Source organism: Kitasatospora purpeofusca, assembly GCF_034043715.1.
Classification (GTDB): domain Bacteria; phylum Actinomycetota; class Actinomycetes; order Streptomycetales; family Streptomycetaceae; genus Kitasatospora; species Kitasatospora purpeofusca_A.
Genome location: NZ_JAXCLC010000009.1, coordinates 130,809 through 150,995, shown reverse-complemented (window position 1 = coordinate 150,995; position 20,187 = coordinate 130,809). Strand labels below are relative to the sequence as shown.

Genomic DNA, 20,187 nt, shown 5'->3' with positions numbered 1-20,187 from the left:
GACGTCATATAGGCACAGAAATCCCAATGATCGACATGACGATATGTGACTGCTCCGATGCGATGCCAGGTCGTTTGGCTACCATGCATGTGATGTTTATGGATTCTTGACCTGGCAGGAAAGGCGGTTCCGGACATCTCCGCCCACATCGGTATTCGGTTTGACCTCTCTACGGGTCAGGGGTCATCGTTCCGACCCGAACGCTGCCCCAAAGTCGGGGCCGCCACCCGGGAGGGGTCACAGAATCGACATGTCCACCACCTCACGCCCACCTGCGGGCGCACCGATGTCACCACGCATACGCCAACGCGCTCTACGGATGGCCGCCCTCGGCGCCAGCTGCCTGCTCGGCCTTGGCTTGCTGACGGCACCGGTCTCCGCAGCCGCCGACGGCGTGCGACCCGCCTCCCACGGCCCGGCCGGAGGCGTGCCGCCGCTGGTTCCCCCGGCGACCGCACCGCAGCGGACCCCTGCACAGCAGGCGATGCTCGACGCCGTTGCGAAGGCCCGCTCCACCGGTAAGCCGGTGGTCGTCGAGGCGATGACTGACCAGGCCTCGCGAACGGTCGCGAACCCGGCCGGAACGCTGACGACCACGGACAATGCGCAGCCCGTCCGCACCAAGCACGACGGCGCGTGGGTCGACCTGGACGCCGCGTTGCGACCGAACGCGGACGGCACCGTCGGGCCGGCCGTGGCGAGCCTTCCGGTGGCGTTCTCCGGCGGTGGCGGCGGACCGATGGCGACCGTTTCGACCGTCGACGGCAAGAAGCTCGCCGTCGACGCCCCGTTCCCGTTGCCCCGCCCCACGCTGAACGGCGCGACCGCCACCTACTCCAACGTCCTTCCCGACGTCGACCTCCAGCTGACGGCGCTGCCGGTCGGTGGCTGGCGGGACGTGATCGTGGTCCACACGGCCCAGGCGGCCGAGCACCCCGCGCTGAGGACCCTGCGGTTCCCGCTCACCGCACAGGGACTGACGGTCACCTCCGACGAGCGCGGAGGCATCGACGTCAAGGACGACAAGGGCGCGCTGCGCTTCCGCTCCCCGGCACCGCTCCAGTGGGACTCCTCACGTCCCGTGGCGGGCTCCGGCACCACAGCCCCGGTCAAGGCGGCATTCGCCTCCTCCGCGGTGACCACCGCGAGTGAGCCGCAGGCCGCAGACGGGATCCGGTCCACGGCCGACGCTCCCGGGGACGGGGCCAAGGTCGCCGCGATCGGCAGCAAGGTCTCCGGCGGCGCCATCGAGCTGACTCCCGACCAGGACGCACTGGGTTCCGGGGCCGGCCCCTGGTACCTGGACCCGACCCTCACCGCGGTCACCAGCTCCGTCGAGGGCTCGGTCCAGGTCCAGGAGAACTACAAGGAGGTCGCCAACTACAACAAGAAGTCCAATCTCTCCACCGGCTTCTGCGGCTACCACAGTAGTGACCCGGCCCAGGACTGCATGAAAGAGGGACGCGAGCGGGCCTACTTCCAGTTCAAGGTGAACCCGGCGATCCACACCAAGGTCCCCGGCGCCGAGTACCCGCCCACCCTCTTCGCCTCCACCCTCAACGGGCAGGTCAGCGGCGCCTCCAGCCCCGGTACCCCGACCGACCTCGGTGTCTACTGGGCACCTAGGGGAATCGGTGAGCCCACCACCTGGAACAACCAGCCCTGCGGCACCAACGGCAATGTGGTGATGGAGGGTTGCTCCTACGTCGGCGGTCAGAAGATCACCGGCACCGGGCCCCTGGCTGTCGACGTCACCGACATCATGAAGCAGGCCGCGGCCGGTACCTGGAGCACTTGGACCATCGGCATAGCCCCGACGGCCACCGAGTGGGAGAAGCTCTACCGCCACGCCGTCGCGAGCAACCCGAGCATCACCACCACCTACGACATCACCCCCGCCGTCTGGTACCCGCGTACCAGCCCGGCGCCCGGCTTCGCGAGCAGCAACAGCACGGCCGAGTGCACCAGTGGTGGCGCCAACCCCTGGGACAACCCCGGTTGGGTCGGCAACAACCTGAACCTCTACCTGACCGTCAACAGTTGGTCCCCCGCCGGGCAGAACGTCTACACCGGCTACACCCTGTGGGACGACAATGATCCCAACTTCCGTATTGAACAGGGGAGCTGGGGCGGTGCGCAGAACAACCCCGGACCGTCACTGAGTGTCGGCTCGCTCGCCGACGGCCACCAGTACGGCTGGCTGGCGCGGGCGACGGACACCCTTCTCACCTCGCCCAACAGTGCCTGGTGCTACTTCCGCGTCGACCGTACCAACCCCCGGTTGAGCATCGCGTCCAGTGACTTCCCGCCCTCCGGCACCCCCAACGACCACCCCGCCCGCTATGCCGGTGACAGCGGCTCCTTCTTCGTCAACGCGGAGGACCCGGCGCCCGGAGACGGCCTCCAGGCCTCTGGAGTCGCGTGTGTGCGGTTCAGTGCCGACCCGACTCCGGTCGTCGGTTGGACGTGCGGTCAGCCGGGTACGTACGGACCTGGTGCGCAGGTCCCCTTCACCCCACGCAACTGGGGGACCAACATCGTCTACGCCTGGGCAATGGACAACGCGGGCAACTACAGCCAGCCCGCCTCGTACAGCTTCTACGCACCCTGGAAGCCCGGTACCCAGCCCCTGTTCGGTGATGTTGACAACGACCAGAAGCCCGACATCGTCGCATCGGACGCCAAGGGCGATCTGCGGATCATCGGTGGCACCACCGACCCGGTCAACTCTGCAGCTGCTCCGGCTGCGGCGGCCCCTGGCAATCGACAATTCGGAGCTTCCTGGGCGGACTTTCAGATCAGCCACCACGGAACTCTGGCCGCGGGGCAGGCTGTTGACCAGATCGTTGCTCACTACACCAAGGAATCTCCGAGCGAACTCAAGAATGCTCTCTATCTGGTGCACAACGACGGGACGGGGCGCTACGACCAACTGAAGGCCAGTGCTTTGACCCGTCCAACAACCTGCACGGTCTACGGCAGCGAGAGTGCGTGTCCCGACTATGTGGCGAGCGGCTGGGGCAGGGTCTCCCAGGTCGCTGCGATCGGAACACCCGAAGGTGAAGCTGTTGGCGGATCCCCTGTGGACCCGACCCGCACTATTATCATGAGCCAAACCGCCGTCCTGACCCTGGAGCAGGACAGTCTCTACCTTTTCCAGGCCGACGGTCTCGCCGATGACCTCCTGACCGCAACCCAGATCCCCACGGTGAGCGGAAGCTGGGCGGACTACGAACTCCTCAGCCCGGGCGCCGCCAACGGCGCCGGCGTCAAGCCTGGCTCGACGACCCCCGTCAACCAGACCACCGTCTGGGCCCGCCACCGAACCAACGGCAACATCTACTCCTACGCCCTCGGCTGGAACGCCGACGGATCGGTCGACTACTCCTCCCTGACCCGTCCGGACGCCGGCTTCCTCATCCTCTCCGGGGCCGACTGGACCACCGCGGCGCAGCCGCAGGTCGGTGCGGGAGACCTCAACAACGACGGCTTCCCCGACGTCTGGGCCATCGACAACAACCAGGCCATTACGGTCTACCCCGGCCGGAGCAGTGACGGCACCCAGAACAAGGTCGACGGCTTCAACCCCCTGCAGTACCTCGGCTACGCGAACGCAGGCGTGTCCATCCGCTCCAATCGCGTGAACTCGCGCTGCGTCGACGCGGAGGGCGGACCGCACGACGGAGCCACCGTCGCGCTGTGGGGTTGCTGGGAGACCGCGAACCAGCGGTTCAACTTCGCCACCGACGGCACGGTCCGAGCGGGCGGCTACTGCCTCTCGACCAAGGACGGCGGTCTCGGTGACGGGACGGCAGTCGTTCTCGCGTGGTGTCAGGACGGCAAGGGGCAGAAGTGGGCGCTGCGTCCCGACGGCCGCCTCTTCCTGCCCGCCACCGTCGATGGTGATCACCCCGCCGGCCGCTGCCTGGAACTCCCCGGCTGGGCGACCGATCCAGGCACCCGTCTCGACATCTACGAGTGCCCCGGGTTGCAGGACAACCAGCAGTGGTCGCTTGTCCCCGAGCGGACTCCCTGAGCTCAGCTCGCGGTGACGGGAGGCCATAGCCGGCCGTCACCTTCCACACCTCTGCCCGCCCGATCGTCCCACCGACGTGTGGAGCGATCGGGCGGGCATCGTGCTACCGGCCCGTCGGCGGCGGACCGCTGTCGACGGACTCGATGTGGGATGGGCATGGGGGATGGGGGAAACGATTTGCTGATCCGGCGTCAATGGTGGGTGGGGCAGCCGCTAGGGTTTGGCGCGTGGCAGCGGTGGTCGGGGCAGTGGTCGGGGGCCGGTATCAGCTCGTGGGGCTGATCGGCCAGGGTGGCATGGGGCGGGTCTGGCGGGGGTGGGACACCACCTTGGGCCGGGATGTCGCGGTGAAGGAGGTGCTGCTGCCGCAGGGCGTGACGGACGCGGAGCGGGAGCAGCTCGTGCAGCGGGTGCTGCGGGAGGCGCGGGCGGCCGCGCGGTTGAACCATCCCGGGATCATCACGGTGCACGATGTGGCCGAGTACGAGGGTGCGCCGGTGATCGTGATGGAGTTCGTCGACGGGGAGTCGCTCGCGGCGGCCGTCGCCCGGGGTGGGGCGTTGCCGGTGGCGCGGGTGGCGGAGCTCGGGGCGGCGATGGTGAAGGCGCTTCTGCAGGCCCATGGCGCGGGCATCGTGCACCGGGACCTCAAGCCGGACAATGTGCTGCTGATGGGTGAGCGGGTGATCCTCACCGATTTCGGGATCGCGCACATGGCGGATGCCACCACGGCGCTCACCCGGACCGGGGCGGTCATCGGCACGCCCGCGTACATGGCGCCGGAGCAGTTGGAGGGGCGGCCCGCGGCTCCCGCCAACGACCTGTGGGCGCTGGGCGCGACGCTGTACTCCGCGGTGGAGGGCGAGGCGCCGTTCAGTGGGGACACCTTCGGCGCGCTGTGCGTGGCAGTGGTGACCAAGGAGCCGCGGCCGGCGGTGCGGGCGGGGGCGCTGGCGCCGCTGCTGGGTGCGCTGTTGGCGAAGGACCCGGCGGCGCGGCCGTCGGCGGAGCAGGCGTTGGCGGCGCTGGAGGCGGTGGCACGGGCGGGTGCGGGTGCGGCGGGTGCGGTTGCGCCGGGGTTCGGGGCGTTCGGGCCGCCGCCGGTGATGTCCGGGGGTGTGCCGCTGGGGCCGGTGCGGATCCCGCCGCAGGTCGGCCCCGGGCCGCTGGCGTCGGCCCGGCCGACGGGCGAGTTCCCGCACGGGGGTTGGCAGGATCCGGTGGCGGTGGGGTGGGGGAGCCCGATAGCGGAGACGGCGGCACCGGTACCGGTACCGGCACCGGCACCGGTGCCGGAGCGGTCCAGCGCGAATCCGGCGGTGGCGGTGCTGGTGCGCTTCATCGGGTGTCTGGCGCTGATCTGGACGGTGGGCTCGGTCCTGCCGTGGAACTACCTCGACCGAGTCGTCGGGGGGTTCACGCCGTTGGCGATGGCCATCACCGGCGTACTGGCTCTGGCCAACGCGCTGCCCCGGCCGCGTTGGCACCCGGCGGCGGTGTGGGTCGCGGCCGTCGTCGCGGACTTCGCCCTCTGGTACCTGACCGCCGTCCTGCTGGAGGTCAAGTACGGCGGCTGGTTCACCGGATTCGGCGAACTGCCCTGGCAGATCGCCGTGAACATGCTGCTGCTCGGCACGGGTGCCTGGCTGCTCTGGATGTTCGTCCCGGGCAGCCGCCGTAGGTCGTAGGCGTTAGGCCGTAGCGGGGGTCAGACGGGCCCGACCGGGGTCAGGGCGGCTGTGATCACGCGGTCGAGTGAGCGGTCGAACACGGCGTCGGGGGTGTCGGCCGACGGTCCGAGGTTGGCGAACGCGGCTGCCAGGTGCGGGAATTCGCCGCCGGCGGCGGCGCGGCCGAGGTAACGGGCCAGGTCCGCCTGCCACTTGGCGCCGGCCGCCGCCGTGCGTTCGTACTGCGCGTACTGGCACACGAACCCGTTGAGCAGGGCGAGCGCCTCCATGCGGGTGGTGCCGTCCAGGCCGCTCGGCTCGGTGACGGCGAGGAAGTGCTCGGTGTAGCGCAGGGCATTGGGGCCGAGTCCCGGCCGGGCGATCACCAGGGCGGGCACCCAGGGGTGGCGGCGCAGGGCGGCGAGCTGCTCGTGCGCGAGGCGGCGGAGGTCGGCCCGGCAGTCACCCGTGGGGGCGAGGCCGGAGTAGTCGTACTCACCGGCGACGGCGTCGAGCATGAGGTCGAGCAGGTGCTCCTTCTTCGGCACGTAGTTGTAGAGCGACATGGTGCCCGCGCCGAGCGCGCCCGCGACCCGGCGCATGGAGACCGCGTCCAGGCCCTCGGCGTCGGCGATGACGATCGCGGCGGCGGCGATGGACGTCCGGCTGTGGGCGGGGCGGGGGCCCCGGCCGGTGCGCTCGGGGCGCAGCCAGATCAGTTCGGGGGACTCGCCGGGGGTCGGCGCGCCGGCGGGGCTGCTGCTGTTCGGGGGCTTGCTGGACGGCACTGGTTGATCACCTCGGTTCCCCATCTTAGATACGTACGGCGTACGTAGTACGATGCGCTTGCGTTCGTTTCTACGTACGCTGTACCTAGTGAGAGGGTGGAGAGGTATGTCCGGTACCGCCTGGGGTCTGCTCGGCTGGCTGTGCCACCTCGGTGGCCGGACCGCCGGGAGCCGCGCCGAGGAGTTGCCCGTCACCCGGGGGCCTGGGGAGGCCGACCGGGTTGCCGAAGCCGTCGTCATGGTCGACCGCGGCGCCGCCATCGCGACCGGCCCGCCCGAGGAGTCCGAGGGGTTCGGGCAGTCCGAGGGGTCCGAGGGGTCCGAGGGGCCGATCGGGCGATTCGGCCCGGGGTCCGGCGGTCATCGGGCGGACCAAGGCCGACCCGGGCAGCCCGCTGCCCACGGGGCGGAATGTGCTGGACAGCACGGCCGGTGCGGCGGAGGGTGGGGCGCATGGAGTTCACCCACCTCGGCCGCACCGGCCTGACCGTTTCCCGACTCTGCCTGGGCACCATGAACTTCGGTCCGCACACCGAGGAGTCCGACGCCCACCTGATCATGGACAGCGCCCACGAACGGGGCATCAACTTCTTCGACACCTCGAACAGTTACGGCCGCGACTCCGAGGGCAACCACAAGGGGCGCACCGAGGAGATCATCGGCCGCTGGTTCGCCAAGGGCGACGGCCGCCGGGAGCGGACCGTGCTCGCTACCAAGGCCTATGCGCCGATGGGCGATTGGCCGAACGAGGGGCGGCTGTCCGCCCTCGCGATCCGCCGTGCCGTCGAGGGCAGCCTGCGCCGGCTGGGCACCGACCACATCGACCTCTACCAGATGCACCACATCGACCGGGACACGCCCTGGGAGGAGATCTGGCAGGCGATGGAGGTCCTGGTCGCCCAGGGCAAGATCATCTACGTCGGCTCCAGCAACTTCGCCGGCTGGCACCTCGCGCAGGCCCAGGAGGCCGCCAAGGCACGGCACTTCCTCGGCCTGGTCAGCGAGCAGTCCCTCTACAACCTGCTGGACCGGACCATCGAACTCGAAGTGATCCCCGCCGTCGAGCACTACGGGCTCGGCCTGCTGCCGTGGTCCCCGCTGCGCAGCGGTGTGCTGGGCGGTGCGCTGCGCAAGGAGCGCGAGGGGGGCCTGGTCCGGAGCGGTCTCCAGCACGCGGGCGAGATCCTGGCGGCCAACCGGGACCGCATCCAGGCCTACGAGGACCTCGCGGACGAACTCGGCGAGCACCCCGCGGACCTGGCCCTCGCCTGGCTGCTGTCGCGCCCCGCCGTCACCGCCCCGATCGTCGGCCCGCGTACCCTCGGCCACCTCGACGCGGCCGTGCACGCGCTGGACATCAAGCTCGACGACGAGCTTCTCGCCCGCCTGGACACGCTCTTCCCGGGCCACCGGCCCGCCCCGGAGGACTACGCCTGGTAGGAGGAGCCGGAGTTGTCCGTCGCCCCCGTGCCCGCCGACCGGTGATGGGCACGGGGGCGACGTTCGTCGACGGCCGAAGCAGGGGCAAAAACAAAGGCAACGAGGAAAACCCACTCGTTGCCACTCTCAACTTATAGCGGGTGGGGGGCCTTGCCGCAAGGGGGTGGGGGTGGCGCAGAATGACCGACCTGAACCGGGCGAGGATGAAAACGGCTGATTCATGGAGTTTGGTCTTCTTTGTCTTCCCTGGTGGATGACAGGGCACGGCGGGACGGGGCAATCGGTGATGGATATGCGGTCGACGACAGATGCGGATGTGCGGTCGGTGACGGATGTGATCGTGGTCGGCGGCGGGCCGACCGGGCTGATGCTCGCGTGCGAGTTGCGGCTGCACGGCGTCGGCGTCGTGGTGCTGGAGCGGCTGGCGGAGCGGACGGCCGAGTCGCGCGGACGCGGTCTGCACGCGCGCAGCGTGGAGATCATGGACCAGCGGGGGCTGCTGGAGCGGTTCCTCGCGGTGAGCGAGAAGTTCCAGGTGGGGGGACTGTTCGGCGGCGTCATGGCGGCCTGGCCGGACGGCCTGGACACCGCTCATCCGTACGGGCTGGCGACGCCGCAGGCGGTCACCGAGCGGCTGCTGGAGGAACGGGCGCGCGAGCTGGGCGCCGGGATCCGGCGCGGCCACGAGGTGGTCGGGCTGGACCAGGACGCGGACGGGGTGGACGTCGAACTGGCGGACGGCACCCGGCTGCGCTCGCGCTACCTCGTCGGGTGCGACGGTGGGCGCAGCACGGTGCGCAGGGCGCTCGGGGTGGGCTTCCCCGGTGAGCCGGCCACGGTCGAGACGCTGATCGGGGACCTGGAGCTCACCGAGGACCGGGCGAAGGTCGCCGAGGTGGTCGAGCGGGTGCGCCGGACCGAGCTGCGGTTCGGCGTGGCGCCGGACGTCGACGGCCGTCCGGGGGTCGCGCGGATGATCGTGCCGGCGGAGGGGGTGGCCGAGGACCGGTCGGCGCCGCCGACGCTGGAGGAGTTCAGGGCGCGGCTGCGGGCCGTCGCGGGCACCGACTTCGGCGCGCACTCGCCGCACTGGCTGTCCCGCTTCGGCGACGCGACCCGGCAGGCCGAGCGCTACCGGGTCGGCCGGGTGCTGCTGGCCGGCGACGCCGCCCACATCCACCCGCCGACCGGTGGGCAGGGGCTCAACCTCGGGGTGCAGGACGCGTTCAACCTGGGCTGGAAGCTCGCCGCCGAGGTCGCCGGGTGGGCGCCGGAGGGCCTGTTGGACAGCTACCACGCGGAGCGCCATCCGGTCGGCGCCCGGGTGCTGACGAACACCCGCGCGCAGATGACGCTGCTCGGCGCCGAGTCGGGGCCGACCGCGCTGCGCGAACTGCTCACGCGGTTGATGGAGTTCGAGGAGGTCAACCGCTACATCACCGGCATGATCACCGCGGTCGACGTCCGCTACGACTTCGGCGGCGGCCTCCCGGACGACCAGGACGGCGACCAGGACGGCGGCGGCCACGAACTGCTCGGCCGGCGGCTGCGGGACGTGCCGCTGTCCGGTGGCCGCCGCCTCTACGAGCTGATGCACGGTGGCCGGGGCCTGCTGCTCGACCGCACCGGCGGGGGACTGTCGGTCGACGGTTGGGCGGACCGCGTCGACCACGTCGTCGACCACGTCGTCGACCACGTCGTCGACAACGAGGACGGCGAGGGCGGCGACCACGAAGCGACCGTGGACGCGCCCGCGCTGCTGCTGCGGCCCGACGGCCACGCGGTCTGGGTCGGCGAGGACCGGCAGGAGCTGGAGGCCGCGCTGACCCGCTGGTGGGGCGCCCCGACCGGCCGGGCGCGGTAACGGCGGCGGCGCCCGCCGGTGGTGTGATAGCACTGCCCGCATGACGGAGAGGCCCGCGGGGCGCGGGAGTTACCACCACGGGGCGCTGCCCGAGGCGCTGGTCGGGGTGGCGTTCGAGCTGCTGGACGAGGTGGGGCAGGACCAGGTCACCATGCGGGAGGTGGCCCGGCGGGCAGGGGTGTCGGCGGGGGCGCCGTTCCGGCACTTCGCGGACCGGCGGGCGCTGCTGACGGCGGTGGCGGACCGGGTGCTGGCGGACTTCGAGGGCTGGCAGCGGGCCGAGGTCGCGGCGGCCACGGGATCCGGGCAGGGATCCTGGCAGGGGGCGGGGCCGGAGCCGAGGGCCGGCGGTGGGGCGGGGGACCGGCGGGCCGTGCTGCGGGCGCTCGGGCTCGGCTTCGTCCGGTACGCCGTCCGGCACCCGCACCGGTTCGCGCTGGTGCGGTCGCGGGTGTTCGCACCGTCCCCGCAGCCGGAGCTGCGGGAGCGGCTGTCGGGGATCGACCGCGCGTACACCGAGGTGATCGTGGCGGACCAGGCGGCGGGCCTGCTGCGGCCCGGTGATCCGGAGCTGGTCGGGTTCGCGGGGCAGGCGCTGGTGTACGGGCTGGCGCAGATGGTCCTGGACGGGTACCTGCCGGCCGAGAAGGCGGAGGAGGTGGCCGCGCAGGTGCTCGACACCTTCGGCCGGGGGATCGCCAACCCCCGCTGAGCGGAGGGAATTTCGCGTGCGCGGAGGGTTGACCTGGTCGGTCCGCGCTGATGTAATCACCGCTTACATCGACCTCTACCCGCGAGTAGCCCAAGGGGCGGGAGGGTCGGAAGAGCCGACAGGGCTGGGGGTAGACGTGTTCGCGAAACCGACTCCGGGCTTCACCACCGCGGCCGCCACCGGGGATACCGTCGTCCTGCTCATCGGGATGCGGATCAACCGGTTCTGGGCCGTCCACCAGTGGCTGCCGATGCTGCTGGCGATGTTCCGGATGCTGCACGAGCTGGGCCGGGACCCGGACCGCGGCCTGCGCGGGAAGGTCCTGCTGACCGCCTCGCCGCGCACCTACTACGCCGTCCAGTACTGGGAGTCCGAGGAGAAGCTCTACGCGTACGCGACCGCGCCGGACGCCTTCCACCACCGGGTCTGGAAGATCGCCGACAACAAGCTCAAGAAGGGCAGCATGCGCGGGCACGTCGGCCTCTGGCACGAGGCGTACATCGTGCCGGAGGGCGGCTACGAGTCCGTGTACTTCGACATGCCGCCGTTCGGGCTCGCGGGCGCGACCGGGGTGCTGCCGGTGGAGGGCCGGGGGCGCAGCGCGCGGCAGCGGCTGGCCTTCCGTTCGGGGAAGGGCGCAGCTGCGACCCCGGGGGACGCGTCGGACACGTCGGAGTGAACGACGGCGGCCCCCCGCGGACTCCCTCCGCGGGGGGCCGCCACCGGTCGGGCGGTGGTCCGCGAGGCTCGGGCAGCGGTGCGCGAGGCTCAGGCGGTGGTGGTCGCCGGGAGGCCGATCGGGTTGATCGGCGGCAGTGCGGCGCGACAGAGTGCCGAGATCGGCTTGAGCGCCGCGGCGAGGCGGTCGAGTTCGGCCCGCTGGTGGTGCTCCCAGACCCGGGCGGCGGCGAGGTCGGTGGCGGCCTCCAGTGCCTGGTGCCGGATCCGGCCGCACTCGGTGATGGTGCCGCGCTCGGTGATCCAGCCGCGCTCGACCAGCCGGGCCGCCGCCGCGTCCCACTCCTCGTCCGTCCAGCCGCGCACCGGCTGCAGCGCCTCGCGCCGCACGTCCAGGGCGCAGCGCACCACCAGCGCCTCGCAGCCGTCCAGGCCGGCCGCGACCAGGGCGGCGACGTGGCCGTCACCCCGGTGCTCGCGCATCACCGTGGCGGCCTGCCAGAGCCGCCCGTGCGGGTCGGACGGGCTGGGGAGGGCGGCGTTGGCGGCGGCCAGCACCCGGCCGGCGCAGTCCAGCCGGGTGACCGCGTCCGCCAGCAGGTCCGCCGCCAGCTCGATCTGCGCCGGGTCGACGTGCTCCAGCAGCCGCTTCAGGGCTGCCGAGGCGCCGCCGATCCGGGCGGCGAGCGCGGCCTCCGGGGCGGCCAGCTTCCAGATCGCCGGGAGGGCGCGCTCGATCGGGGCGGGCGCGAAGTTGAAGAACGCGGCGATCACCGGTGCGGCGTCCACGGGGCCGAGCGGGGCGGCCCGGCCGCCGAAGTAGCTGCGGGCGACGCCGCGCAGGCCGGCCTCCTCGAAGGCGGCGAGGCCCTCGGGGGTGAAGTAGGTGACGGCGTGCACGGGTTCGAAGAGCCACCACAGGGCGCGGGCGGGGTGGACCAGTTCGGCCAACGGAGGACCTTCCTCGAAGGGGCGCGGGGAGCGCGAGGGGGAGGGATGCGGTGTCGTACAGGCCTGATGACCACGGTGGCCGTCACGATAACCCTGCCCCCGGTGTGATGACGGTCACGGGGAGGTCTCGCTGGTGACACGCCCCCGACGGCGCGAGGGATGATGGGCGCGGGTGCGCCCCGCGCGCGCCCCGGACCCCCGGTCCTGGGCCCCGAACCGCCGGGCCCCGGACCCCCGGGACTCCGAACACCCCCGGCACGCAGGCAAGAAGAGGTAACAGGCCCCATGGCGCAGATCAACCCCAGCATCCTGTCCGCGGACTTCGCCCGCCTCGCCCAGGAGGCCGAGGCCGTGCGGGGCTCGGACTGGCTGCACGTCGACGTGATGGACAACCACTTCGTGCCGAACCTGACCCTCGGCGTCCCGATCGTCGAATCGCTCGCCCGGGCCACCGACATCCCGCTCGACTGCCACCTCATGATCGAGGACCCGGACCGCTGGGCGCCCCAGTACGTCGAGGCGGGCGCCGGCTCGGTCACCTTCCACGCCGAGGCCGCCGCCGCCCCCGTCCGGCTCGCCCGCGAGATCCGCGCCAAGGGCGCCCGGGCGTCGATGGCGCTCAAGCCGGCCACGCCGATCGAGCCCTACGAGGACCTGCTGCCGGAACTCGACATGCTGCTGATCATGACCGTCGAGCCCGGCTTCGGCGGCCAGGCGTTCCTGGACATCATGCTGCCGAAGATCCGCCGGACCAGGGAGCTGATCTCCAAGCACGGCCTCGAACTGTGGCTCCAGGTCGACGGCGGGGTGTCGGCGAGCACCATCGAGCGCTGCGCCGAGGCGGGCGCGGACGTCTTCGTCGCCGGTTCCGCGGTGTACGGGGCGCAGGACCCGGCCGAGGCGGTCGCCAAGCTGCGCGCCCTCGCGGAGGGCGCCACCGCCGCCGCCGGGTGGGCCTGCGCGCACTGAGGCCCGGCCGCCCGGAGCGGACGGGGTCGGTCCGGGGGCGTGCCCGACGCGGCACGCCCCCGGACCTGCGGACGCCGGGGCTCAGGACCCCGGTCCGTGCGGGGTCGACCAGGAGTCGTTCGGGACCTTCCACTTGAGGTCGCGTCCGTCGACCCCGGGGATCCACTTCGTCCATCCCTGGGTGGCCGCGACGCCGAGACCGGAGGCCTTGTCGGTCCCGATCATCCGGGGTGGCCGGCTGGCCCGGTACTGGATGGCCTCCACGTGCGGGTAGTCGTCGCCCTTGACCTTCACGGAGATGCCTTCGTCGAAGCCGCAGTTGTTCTTCGGCACGCCCAGTTCGACGTTGTAGTTGACGGAGAACTGGTTGGCGCCCCGTTTGTTCGGGATGAAGCCGTCCAGGCCCTTGATGGTGGCCTTGAAGCCGTCGCCGGTCAGTTTCAGGTTCTTCAGGTCGGTGCCGTCGCCTTCCGGGTGCGCTCCGATCTCCGGCTGGTAGGTCCTGGGCGGACCGGCGGGAACCCCGAACGGGACCGTGTGGCTCGGGGACACGTCCATGACCACTTCGCCGGTGTCGGTGTCCCAGGCCAGGATGAACCGGTAGGGCGCGTCACCGTCGGTGGTGAACCCCCGGTCGTCCCCGGCGAAGGCGCCGCCGGCGGTCTTTCCCGCGATGAAGAAGCGCACGACGACGATGCCGTTCCCCGGACGGACCGGGCCGCTCCTCCTGATCTTCGTGTGGCCGGGCTGCTGGGGCTGCGTGAAGAGCTTCTTGACCTCCTGGTAGTCCTGGTCGATCGCCAGGAGGCCGATGGCCAGTGCGATCGCCCCGATCCCGGGGATCAGCCCGCCCGCCAGCAGGCCCGTCGGGTCGGACGCGCTCGCCGGTGCGTTGTTCGCGTAGGCGTAGCCGTTCATCTGCTGGGGGTCGCTCAGGTCCATGACGGGATCGACGCTGACGAAGCGGCCGAGCGCCGGATCGTACTCGCGGGCCCCGATGTGGGTGAGCCCGCTGCTGTCCTGCGGTTTGCCGAGGAAGCCCTTGTCGTCCGGCCAGCTGCCGGCCGCTGCGCCCTGCGGGGGCTGGGCGCCCCGGGGCGCCCCGAACGGTGTCTGCTTGCGCCTGGTGACCTGCTGGCCGGCGCCGTCGATGCTCGTCGTGGCCGTCCCGTGCTGGTCGGCGGTCTGGAAGGTGACGACGGTGCCGCCGGTCGCCGTGGCGGTGCGGACGGCGACGACGACGCCGTCGTGGCTGTAGCTGCGCGTCCCGAGGACCTGGACCGACACCTTGTCCCAGGTCAGCTCCGTCTCGCCCAAATAGAGGGTGACGAGGCCGGCGTCCTTGCGGAGCAGGCGGTTGCCGTCGGCGTCGTACACGTAGGTCGAGCCGCCGCTGCCGCCCGTGGGGCTGTTCGCGGCGAGGTGCCCCTGGTCGTTCCAGGTGAGCGTCTGGTCGAAGACGTTCCCCGATCCGCCGGCCGTCCGGCGCCGGATGTTGCCCGTGGCGTCGTAGGCGTAGCTCTCGGTCCTGGTCCCGCCGGGGCCGGACTCGTGCACCCCGGTGGTGCGGTGGCCGGTGTTGCTGTAGGTGCGCACGGTGTCGCCGGTGCCGGCCGGCCCGCCGGTCGGTCCGTGCCGGGTCTCGGCGCTGCGGTTGCCGGAGGCGTCGTAGGCGTAGCTGGTCCAGTAGGCGTCCGGGCCGCCGACGTTGGCCGCCGGGCCGGTGGTCGTCGGCGGTGCGGCGCACTGGTCGGTCGCCGTCCAGGCCTCCGTCGTCCGGCGCAGGGCGTCGTAGGCGAAGCACTGGGTGTCGGTCTGTTCGGGACCGGCGCCGGCCTTCTGCTGCTCGCCGATCGCGGTGACGTTGCCCGCGGGATCGTAGGTGTAGTGCGTGTCGGTGAGGTCGACCGGTGCGGTGTCGCGCTTGACGCTGACGTCGGTCAGCCGGCCGGTGTGCAGGTCGTGGCCGAGGCGCTGGTAGACGCGCCTTCCGGTGATCGAGGAGTCGACGCCGTTGATCCGGCCGTAGTTGTCGTACGTCGTGTTCTGGACGTACGGCACGAGGCCGGCGGTGGTCAGCGGCAGGCCGAGGAGGTTGTCGTAGGTGTGGCCGACGGTCTCCGCGCCGAAGCCGCCGGCCGCCGGGAGGTCGGTGCCTTCGAGCTTGCCGGTCTGCTGGTTGTAGGAGTACTTCCAGGTGTAGGTACCGGCCAGTCTCTGTTCGGCGGCGGGGACGGTGACCGTCCGGCCGGTCGGCTGCCCGCGGTCGTCGTACCCGGTGACCGCGGTGGTGTAGGCCTGGCCGTTCTCGAAGCTGGTGGACGAGGTCAGCTGCCCCTTGGCGACCGTGTCGAACACCCAACTGGACCGCAGGACAGCGGCGTTGCGGACAGCAGTGGTTCGTCCGAGGGCGTCGTACTCGGTGGTCAGGGTGTCGCCCCGGGCGTCGGTCGCGGTGACCGGGCGGTCGAGGGCGTCGTAGGTGAGGGTCAGTGCGCCCTTGTCGGGGTCGACGGTCGTGGTCCTCCGTCCCCGGACGTCGTAGGCGTACGTCCACACGCTGCCGCCGGGGGCGGTGACCTTGGTGAGCAGGCCGCGGTCGCCGTACTCGTAGCCGGTCGTCGCCCAGGCCGTCCGGGCGGCGTCGGTGTACTCGCGCAGTTCGGTGGTGTTGCCGCGGACGTCCGTCAGCTTCGTGGTGGCGGTGCCGCCGTTCGGGGGGAGGACGGTGGTGCGGTCGCCGCCGTACAGGGTGGTGGTGCGGGTCTTCTCCTGATTGAGGTACTTGGAGACGACCGCGGTCGGGCGGCCCACCCCGTCGTACTCGGTGACCTGCTGGTTCACCACGCCGTACGGGTCACCGGAGACGAGTCTCGGTTCCGGCGCACCGGTCGTCCAGTACGGCTTGAACTCGATCGGCGTCCAGCCGTGCGTGTCGTAGAACTTCTCCGTGATCAGCCGGCCCCCGGGGGTGGGCTCCTGGGTCTGGCGCTCGCGGAGCAGCGAGTCGTAGACCGTGTGGCTCGTCCGGTAGGCCCCGTTGGGCAGGAGGTTCTTCGCGGTGATGACCGCGGGGCCGGTCCGGGTGATGTCGTAGGTGTACTGGACGCTGGGGTAGGACTGGTGGTCGGACTTGCTCCAGCCCGCGGTCCAGCCGCGGACGAGGCGACCGAGGGCGTCGTACACCGAGTCGGTCCGCTTGCCGTTGGGGTCCACGGTCGCGGTGGTGAGGGCGCGGCGCGGGTCGAACTCGCTGGTGACGGTGTGGCCGAGGGGGTTGGTGACCACGCTCCTCGCCGCGGGTTCGCCCTGCGCGGGTGTGTAGGCGGTGGTCGTGGTGGCGCCGGCGGCGTCGGCCATGGACGTCGCGCGACCGTAGAGGTCGTATCCGACGGTCGTGACCGGGGCGTAGCCGGATCCGTCGCCCTTGATCTGCTCGGTCGCGGTGAGGAGCCCGCGGGTCGGCGCCGTGCCCGGTGTGCCGCCGTCGTAGCCGCTCCGGTTGTCGGCGACCACGTCGCGCGGCCTGGCAGGGGTGTTCGCGCACCCGGTGGCGACGGTTTCGACGCGGGACGGGAGGTCGAGCAGGTTCGCCGCGGTGTCGCGGGCGTACTCGGTGCGGGTGCAGCGGTCGTCGGTGGGGACGGCGAGGTCGCCGGAGTCGTCGACCGCGGTGACCATCCCGTAGGCGTCGTAGGCCGTCGCGGTCGAGTTCCGGCGCCAGGTGCCGCCGTCGACGAGGACGCGGGTGGTGGTGCGGGCGGTGCCGGAGTAGCGGGCGACGAGGTCGGGAAGGCCGGGCCGGGTACGGGTGGCGGTGGGGTCGGACTGCCAGGGGGTGCTGGTGGTGGCGCTGACGAGGGGGCCGCCGTCGCCGAGATAGCTGCGGGTTTCGCGGGCCATGCCCTGGAAGGCGGTGTCGTCGTCGACGGTGTTGCCTTCGGAGTCGGGGACCTTGGCGCCGGGGATGCCGCGCAGGTAGACGGTCTCGGCGAGGGTGCGTCGGTCGTTGCCGGCGCCGGTACGGGTCTGGACGGTGCCGTAGCCGCGGTACTCGGACCAGGTGCGGTGTTCGGGCTTGCTGAGTTCGTCGGTGGACTTCGCCCAGGCGGCCCCGCCGAGGTAGGCGTAGTCGGTGACCTTGGCCGGGGCACCGCCGGTGTTGTCCTCCTCGCGGACCTGGGTGACCACGTACTTGTGGAACCAGTCGAGGGTGGGTTTGGTGTCGGAGGGTTTCTGCCAGAAGACCGGGTAGCAGCGGCGGCTGTTGGTCTCGGGGGCGGGGAGGTCGGTGGGGGTGCAGTCCTGTCCGGAGTAGACGGCGGCGATGGTGGCGCCGGTCTCGGTGGTGATGCTGTTGACGCGTCGGCGCAGGAAGGGCGGTGCGCCGTCGCCGGTGCCGTCGACGCGGTTGGCGAGTTGGATGCCGTTGAAACTGACCGGGGGGAGGGTGATCGGGCCGCCGGTGCCGGCGGTGCCGGTGCGGGTGATGGCTTCCAGCCAGAGGGGGAACTCCTTGGCGGTGTCCCCGGTGGGCGGGAAGGTCTGGGTGAGGTTCCAGGTGTCGACGTCCTGGTAGCCGCCGCCCACCAGGACCTTGGTGGTGATGCCGGTGAGGCGTTTGCGGGTCCAGAAGGAGGGTGAGAACTGTCCCTTGCACTCCTTGCCGTCGGCGCAGTCGAGGTCGAAGGGGACGTCCGGCCACCAGCGGGTGGTGTCCTTGGCCGGGTCGGGGTCGGTCTTCAACTCGCCCGGGGCGCAGGTGATCCGGGCCGCGGCGTCGGGTATGCAGCGTTCGGAGACGGTGAGGTCGACCCGGGCGGCGGGGGTGGCGTACACGGCGTCGGCGCGCAGGCCGTACTCCATCCGCAGGGGGTGGCCGCCGCGTATGTAGGGGGTGGCGGTGGAGGCGCCGGTGGTGAGGTTGCCGTTGCGGCCGTAGTTGTTGGTCTCCTTGGCGTAGTAGACCGCCATGGCGTTGCCGCGCGGGTCGACGACGTGGTCGAGGTTCCAGCGCCATCCCTGCTGGCACCACGAACCTGGTTGATTTCCGGGCTTGTTGCAGTCCTCGCCGGGGTTGTTGCCGAAGACGGGGACGGTCCAGGCGGAGTTGGTCTCGTCCTTGCCGGTGGTCCAGCCGGGCAGTCGGTTGAGGCCGAAGTAGTACTGGATGCCCTTGGCGTCGGTGACCTTCCAGTACTCGCCGTCGTTGTCGCCGTTCACGGCGCCGATCAGCTTCTCGACCTTCGCGGCGGTGTCGTTGACGGGGCGCCAGGTGCCGTCGGCGCCGCGGACGAGTTCGGCGGTGGTGCCGTTGAGCGAGAGGGTGGCGTTGTCGGTGTACCAGCAGAGGTCGCCGCTCTTGGCGGTGTTGGTGGCGGTGCCCCCCATGTCGTCGGAGCAGGTGCGGTAGCGGCGTTCGATGAAGTTCTCGGCGAACGACCAGCCGTCGCCGACCCAGTTGGACTGGTTGTTGCTGACCGAGGTGCGGCCGTCGACGGCCTGCGAGGAGTAGGACAGCGCGAGGTCGGGCCGCGGGCCGCCGAACACGTCGGGCGTGGGGACGGGGTACGTCCAGGCGAACCCGCCCGCCGAACTGCCGCCGGTCCACGAGCCCGAGGGTGCGAGGCCGGTGGCCTTGAAGTCGCCGCTCCCGCCGGCGGCCTGCGGCTCCGCCGCCAGCACCGCCGGTGCGGCCGCTCCGAGGGACGGCGGCGCGGGTGCGTCGCCTCCAGGGGACGGTGTTGCGGGCGCGTCGGCCCGGGCGCCGGGCAGGTGCGCGGTCACGGTCGCGGCCCCGGCGTCGTTGACCGAGGCGAGGTCGGTGCGGACCTGGCAGGCCGGGACCTCGGGGGTGGTCAGTATGCAGGCGGGGAGCCGTACCAGCCGTAGCCGGGACCCCCAGCCCGCGCCGCTCGACCCGGCGACCGACCGGTAGTCGACGCGCACCGAGAGCGGACTGTCGCCGAGCGCGCCGGTGTCCACCGTGAGCAGCAGGCCGTTGACGCCGGCGGCGCGCGCCTTCCCGGCGTCCAGCACCTTCACCCGCACCGAGGGGTTCGTCGGCCCGTCGGCAGTCTCGGCAGTCTCGGCAGCTTCGGCCGTGTCGGGTGCGCCGGGCCCGGCGTCGAGCGAGAGCTGCACGGGCAGCTGGCCGGCCGCCGCGAAGCTGCCCGGTCCGGTGGGGCCAGCCGCGAAGTCGACCGTGGCCTCCGCCTCCTGCGGCCAGGCCACGGCGGGCGGCGGCGTCACGGTCTCGGTGTCCGCCGGCAAGTGCTTGGGCGTGACCGGTCGCACCCGGGCCGGCGCCGCGGCCGGACCGACCGCCCCGGGCGGTGACGACTTCGCGGCGAACGCCGCGGTCGGGCCGAGCAGGCCCCCGAGCAGCAGCCCGGCCAGCCCTGAGGCGGTCATCAGCCGCAGGGGTCCTCTTCCCCTGCGTGGTAACGGCATTGGAGTGCGGCTGTTGTCCCTGAAGGCGAATGCCACGGCGGTTCCCCCGTCCCGGTGATGCCCCGCCCCCGCGTGACACATCGATGTGGGACCGTACGAACGGAGCACTCGAAGATCAGCAATGCACCGTCAATTCTCGCCGGGCATGACGCTGCGTCAATCAGGCGTAAGCGCCCAGGTATTGGGGGTCGGGGTGAAGGTGTGACCTGCGTCATATCGGAGGGCGCCGTTTTGTCGATGTCTGCGGCACTGCATCCGGAGCGACACGAACGGCGCGTTATACGGCACTTGCGTGCGGGTCAATGGGGGCGAAGGGTGCATCCGGCTCGCCTGTCGGCCACTGCGGGATCCGGAAGGTGTCCGACCGCTCTCCGAATGTGATCCTCGTCACATCCCGGCGCGGGGCCCGTGCACGCTAGTCTCCGAACTCCCGCAGCGCCCAAGGCTCTTCACGCAGTCGCGCGCGGGGACCGGGGCGCGCATGGTCCGGACCCTGGAGGTCGCCTTGACCGCCCGTACCCCGCGCAAGGAGCGAATGCGGCACCGGTGGAGGCCGGTCGCCATCGCCGCAGCAGCAGCCGTGGTGACGGCTGTTCCCGTTCACTTACCGGCGGCCGCCGCCGCAC

The 20,187-nt window shown here is 71.7% G+C and carries 10 protein-coding genes; 7 read left to right on the top strand and 3 right to left on the bottom strand.

From position 1 onward, the window contains the following. Positions 1-484: 484 nt before the first annotated feature. Positions 485-4,036: an RICIN domain-containing protein gene (locus SM793_RS07365; RefSeq protein WP_320437220.1), complete on the top strand. Its 3,552-nt coding sequence runs from the start codon at positions 485-487 to the stop codon at positions 4,034-4,036. Between the two features lie 227 nt (positions 4,037-4,263). Continuing rightward, positions 4,264-5,724, top strand: coding sequence for a serine/threonine-protein kinase (locus tag SM793_RS07360; protein WP_320437219.1), 1,461 nt, complete (start codon positions 4,264-4,266; stop codon positions 5,722-5,724). 20 nt (positions 5,725-5,744) lie between these two features. On the opposite strand, the gene SM793_RS07355 is transcribed toward SM793_RS07360, so the two are convergent. Beyond that, a complete protein-coding gene (locus SM793_RS07355) occupies positions 5,745-6,494 on the bottom strand; it encodes a TetR/AcrR family transcriptional regulator C-terminal domain-containing protein (protein WP_320437218.1) in 750 nt (249 codons plus the stop codon). 453 nt (positions 6,495-6,947) lie between these two features. Here SM793_RS07355 and SM793_RS07350 point away from each other — a divergent pair, with 453 nt between their 5' ends. From SM793_RS07350 to SM793_RS07335, 4 genes are all read left to right on the top strand, one after another. Then, positions 6,948-7,934: an aldo/keto reductase gene (locus SM793_RS07350; protein ID WP_320437217.1), complete on the top strand. Its 987-nt coding sequence runs from the start codon at positions 6,948-6,950 to the stop codon at positions 7,932-7,934. A 325-nt stretch (positions 7,935-8,259) separates the two neighbouring features. Further along, positions 8,260-9,798, top strand: coding sequence for an FAD-dependent monooxygenase (locus SM793_RS07345; RefSeq protein ID WP_320437216.1), 1,539 nt, complete (start codon positions 8,260-8,262; stop codon positions 9,796-9,798). A gap of 40 nt (positions 9,799-9,838) precedes the next feature. After that, entirely contained in the window at positions 9,839-10,510 is a 672-nt protein-coding gene (locus SM793_RS07340) for a TetR/AcrR family transcriptional regulator (protein WP_320437215.1), read from the top strand. A gap of 136 nt (positions 10,511-10,646) precedes the next feature. Then, entirely contained in the window at positions 10,647-11,189 is a 543-nt protein-coding gene (locus tag SM793_RS07335) for a DUF4188 domain-containing protein (protein ID WP_320437214.1), read from the top strand. Between the two features lie 89 nt (positions 11,190-11,278). Here SM793_RS07335 and SM793_RS07330 read toward each other — a convergent pair whose 3' ends face one another. Beyond that, positions 11,279-12,139 (bottom strand): SCO6745 family protein, encoded by an 861-nt coding sequence (locus SM793_RS07330; RefSeq protein WP_320437213.1) that lies wholly within the window; start codon positions 12,137-12,139, stop codon positions 11,279-11,281. 285 nt (positions 12,140-12,424) lie between these two features. On the opposite strand from SM793_RS07330, the gene rpe reads away from it, so the two are divergent. Next, a complete protein-coding gene (gene rpe, locus SM793_RS07325) occupies positions 12,425-13,108 on the top strand; it encodes a ribulose-phosphate 3-epimerase (protein ID WP_320437212.1) in 684 nt (227 codons plus the stop codon). An 81-nt stretch (positions 13,109-13,189) separates the two neighbouring features. Here the strand turns inward: rpe and SM793_RS07320 are convergent, their stop codons facing one another. After that, positions 13,190-19,522, bottom strand: a complete 6,333-nt coding sequence (locus tag SM793_RS07320) for an RHS repeat-associated core domain-containing protein (protein WP_320437211.1) — start codon at positions 19,520-19,522, stop codon at positions 13,190-13,192. Between the last annotated feature and the right edge of the window lie 665 nt (positions 19,523-20,187).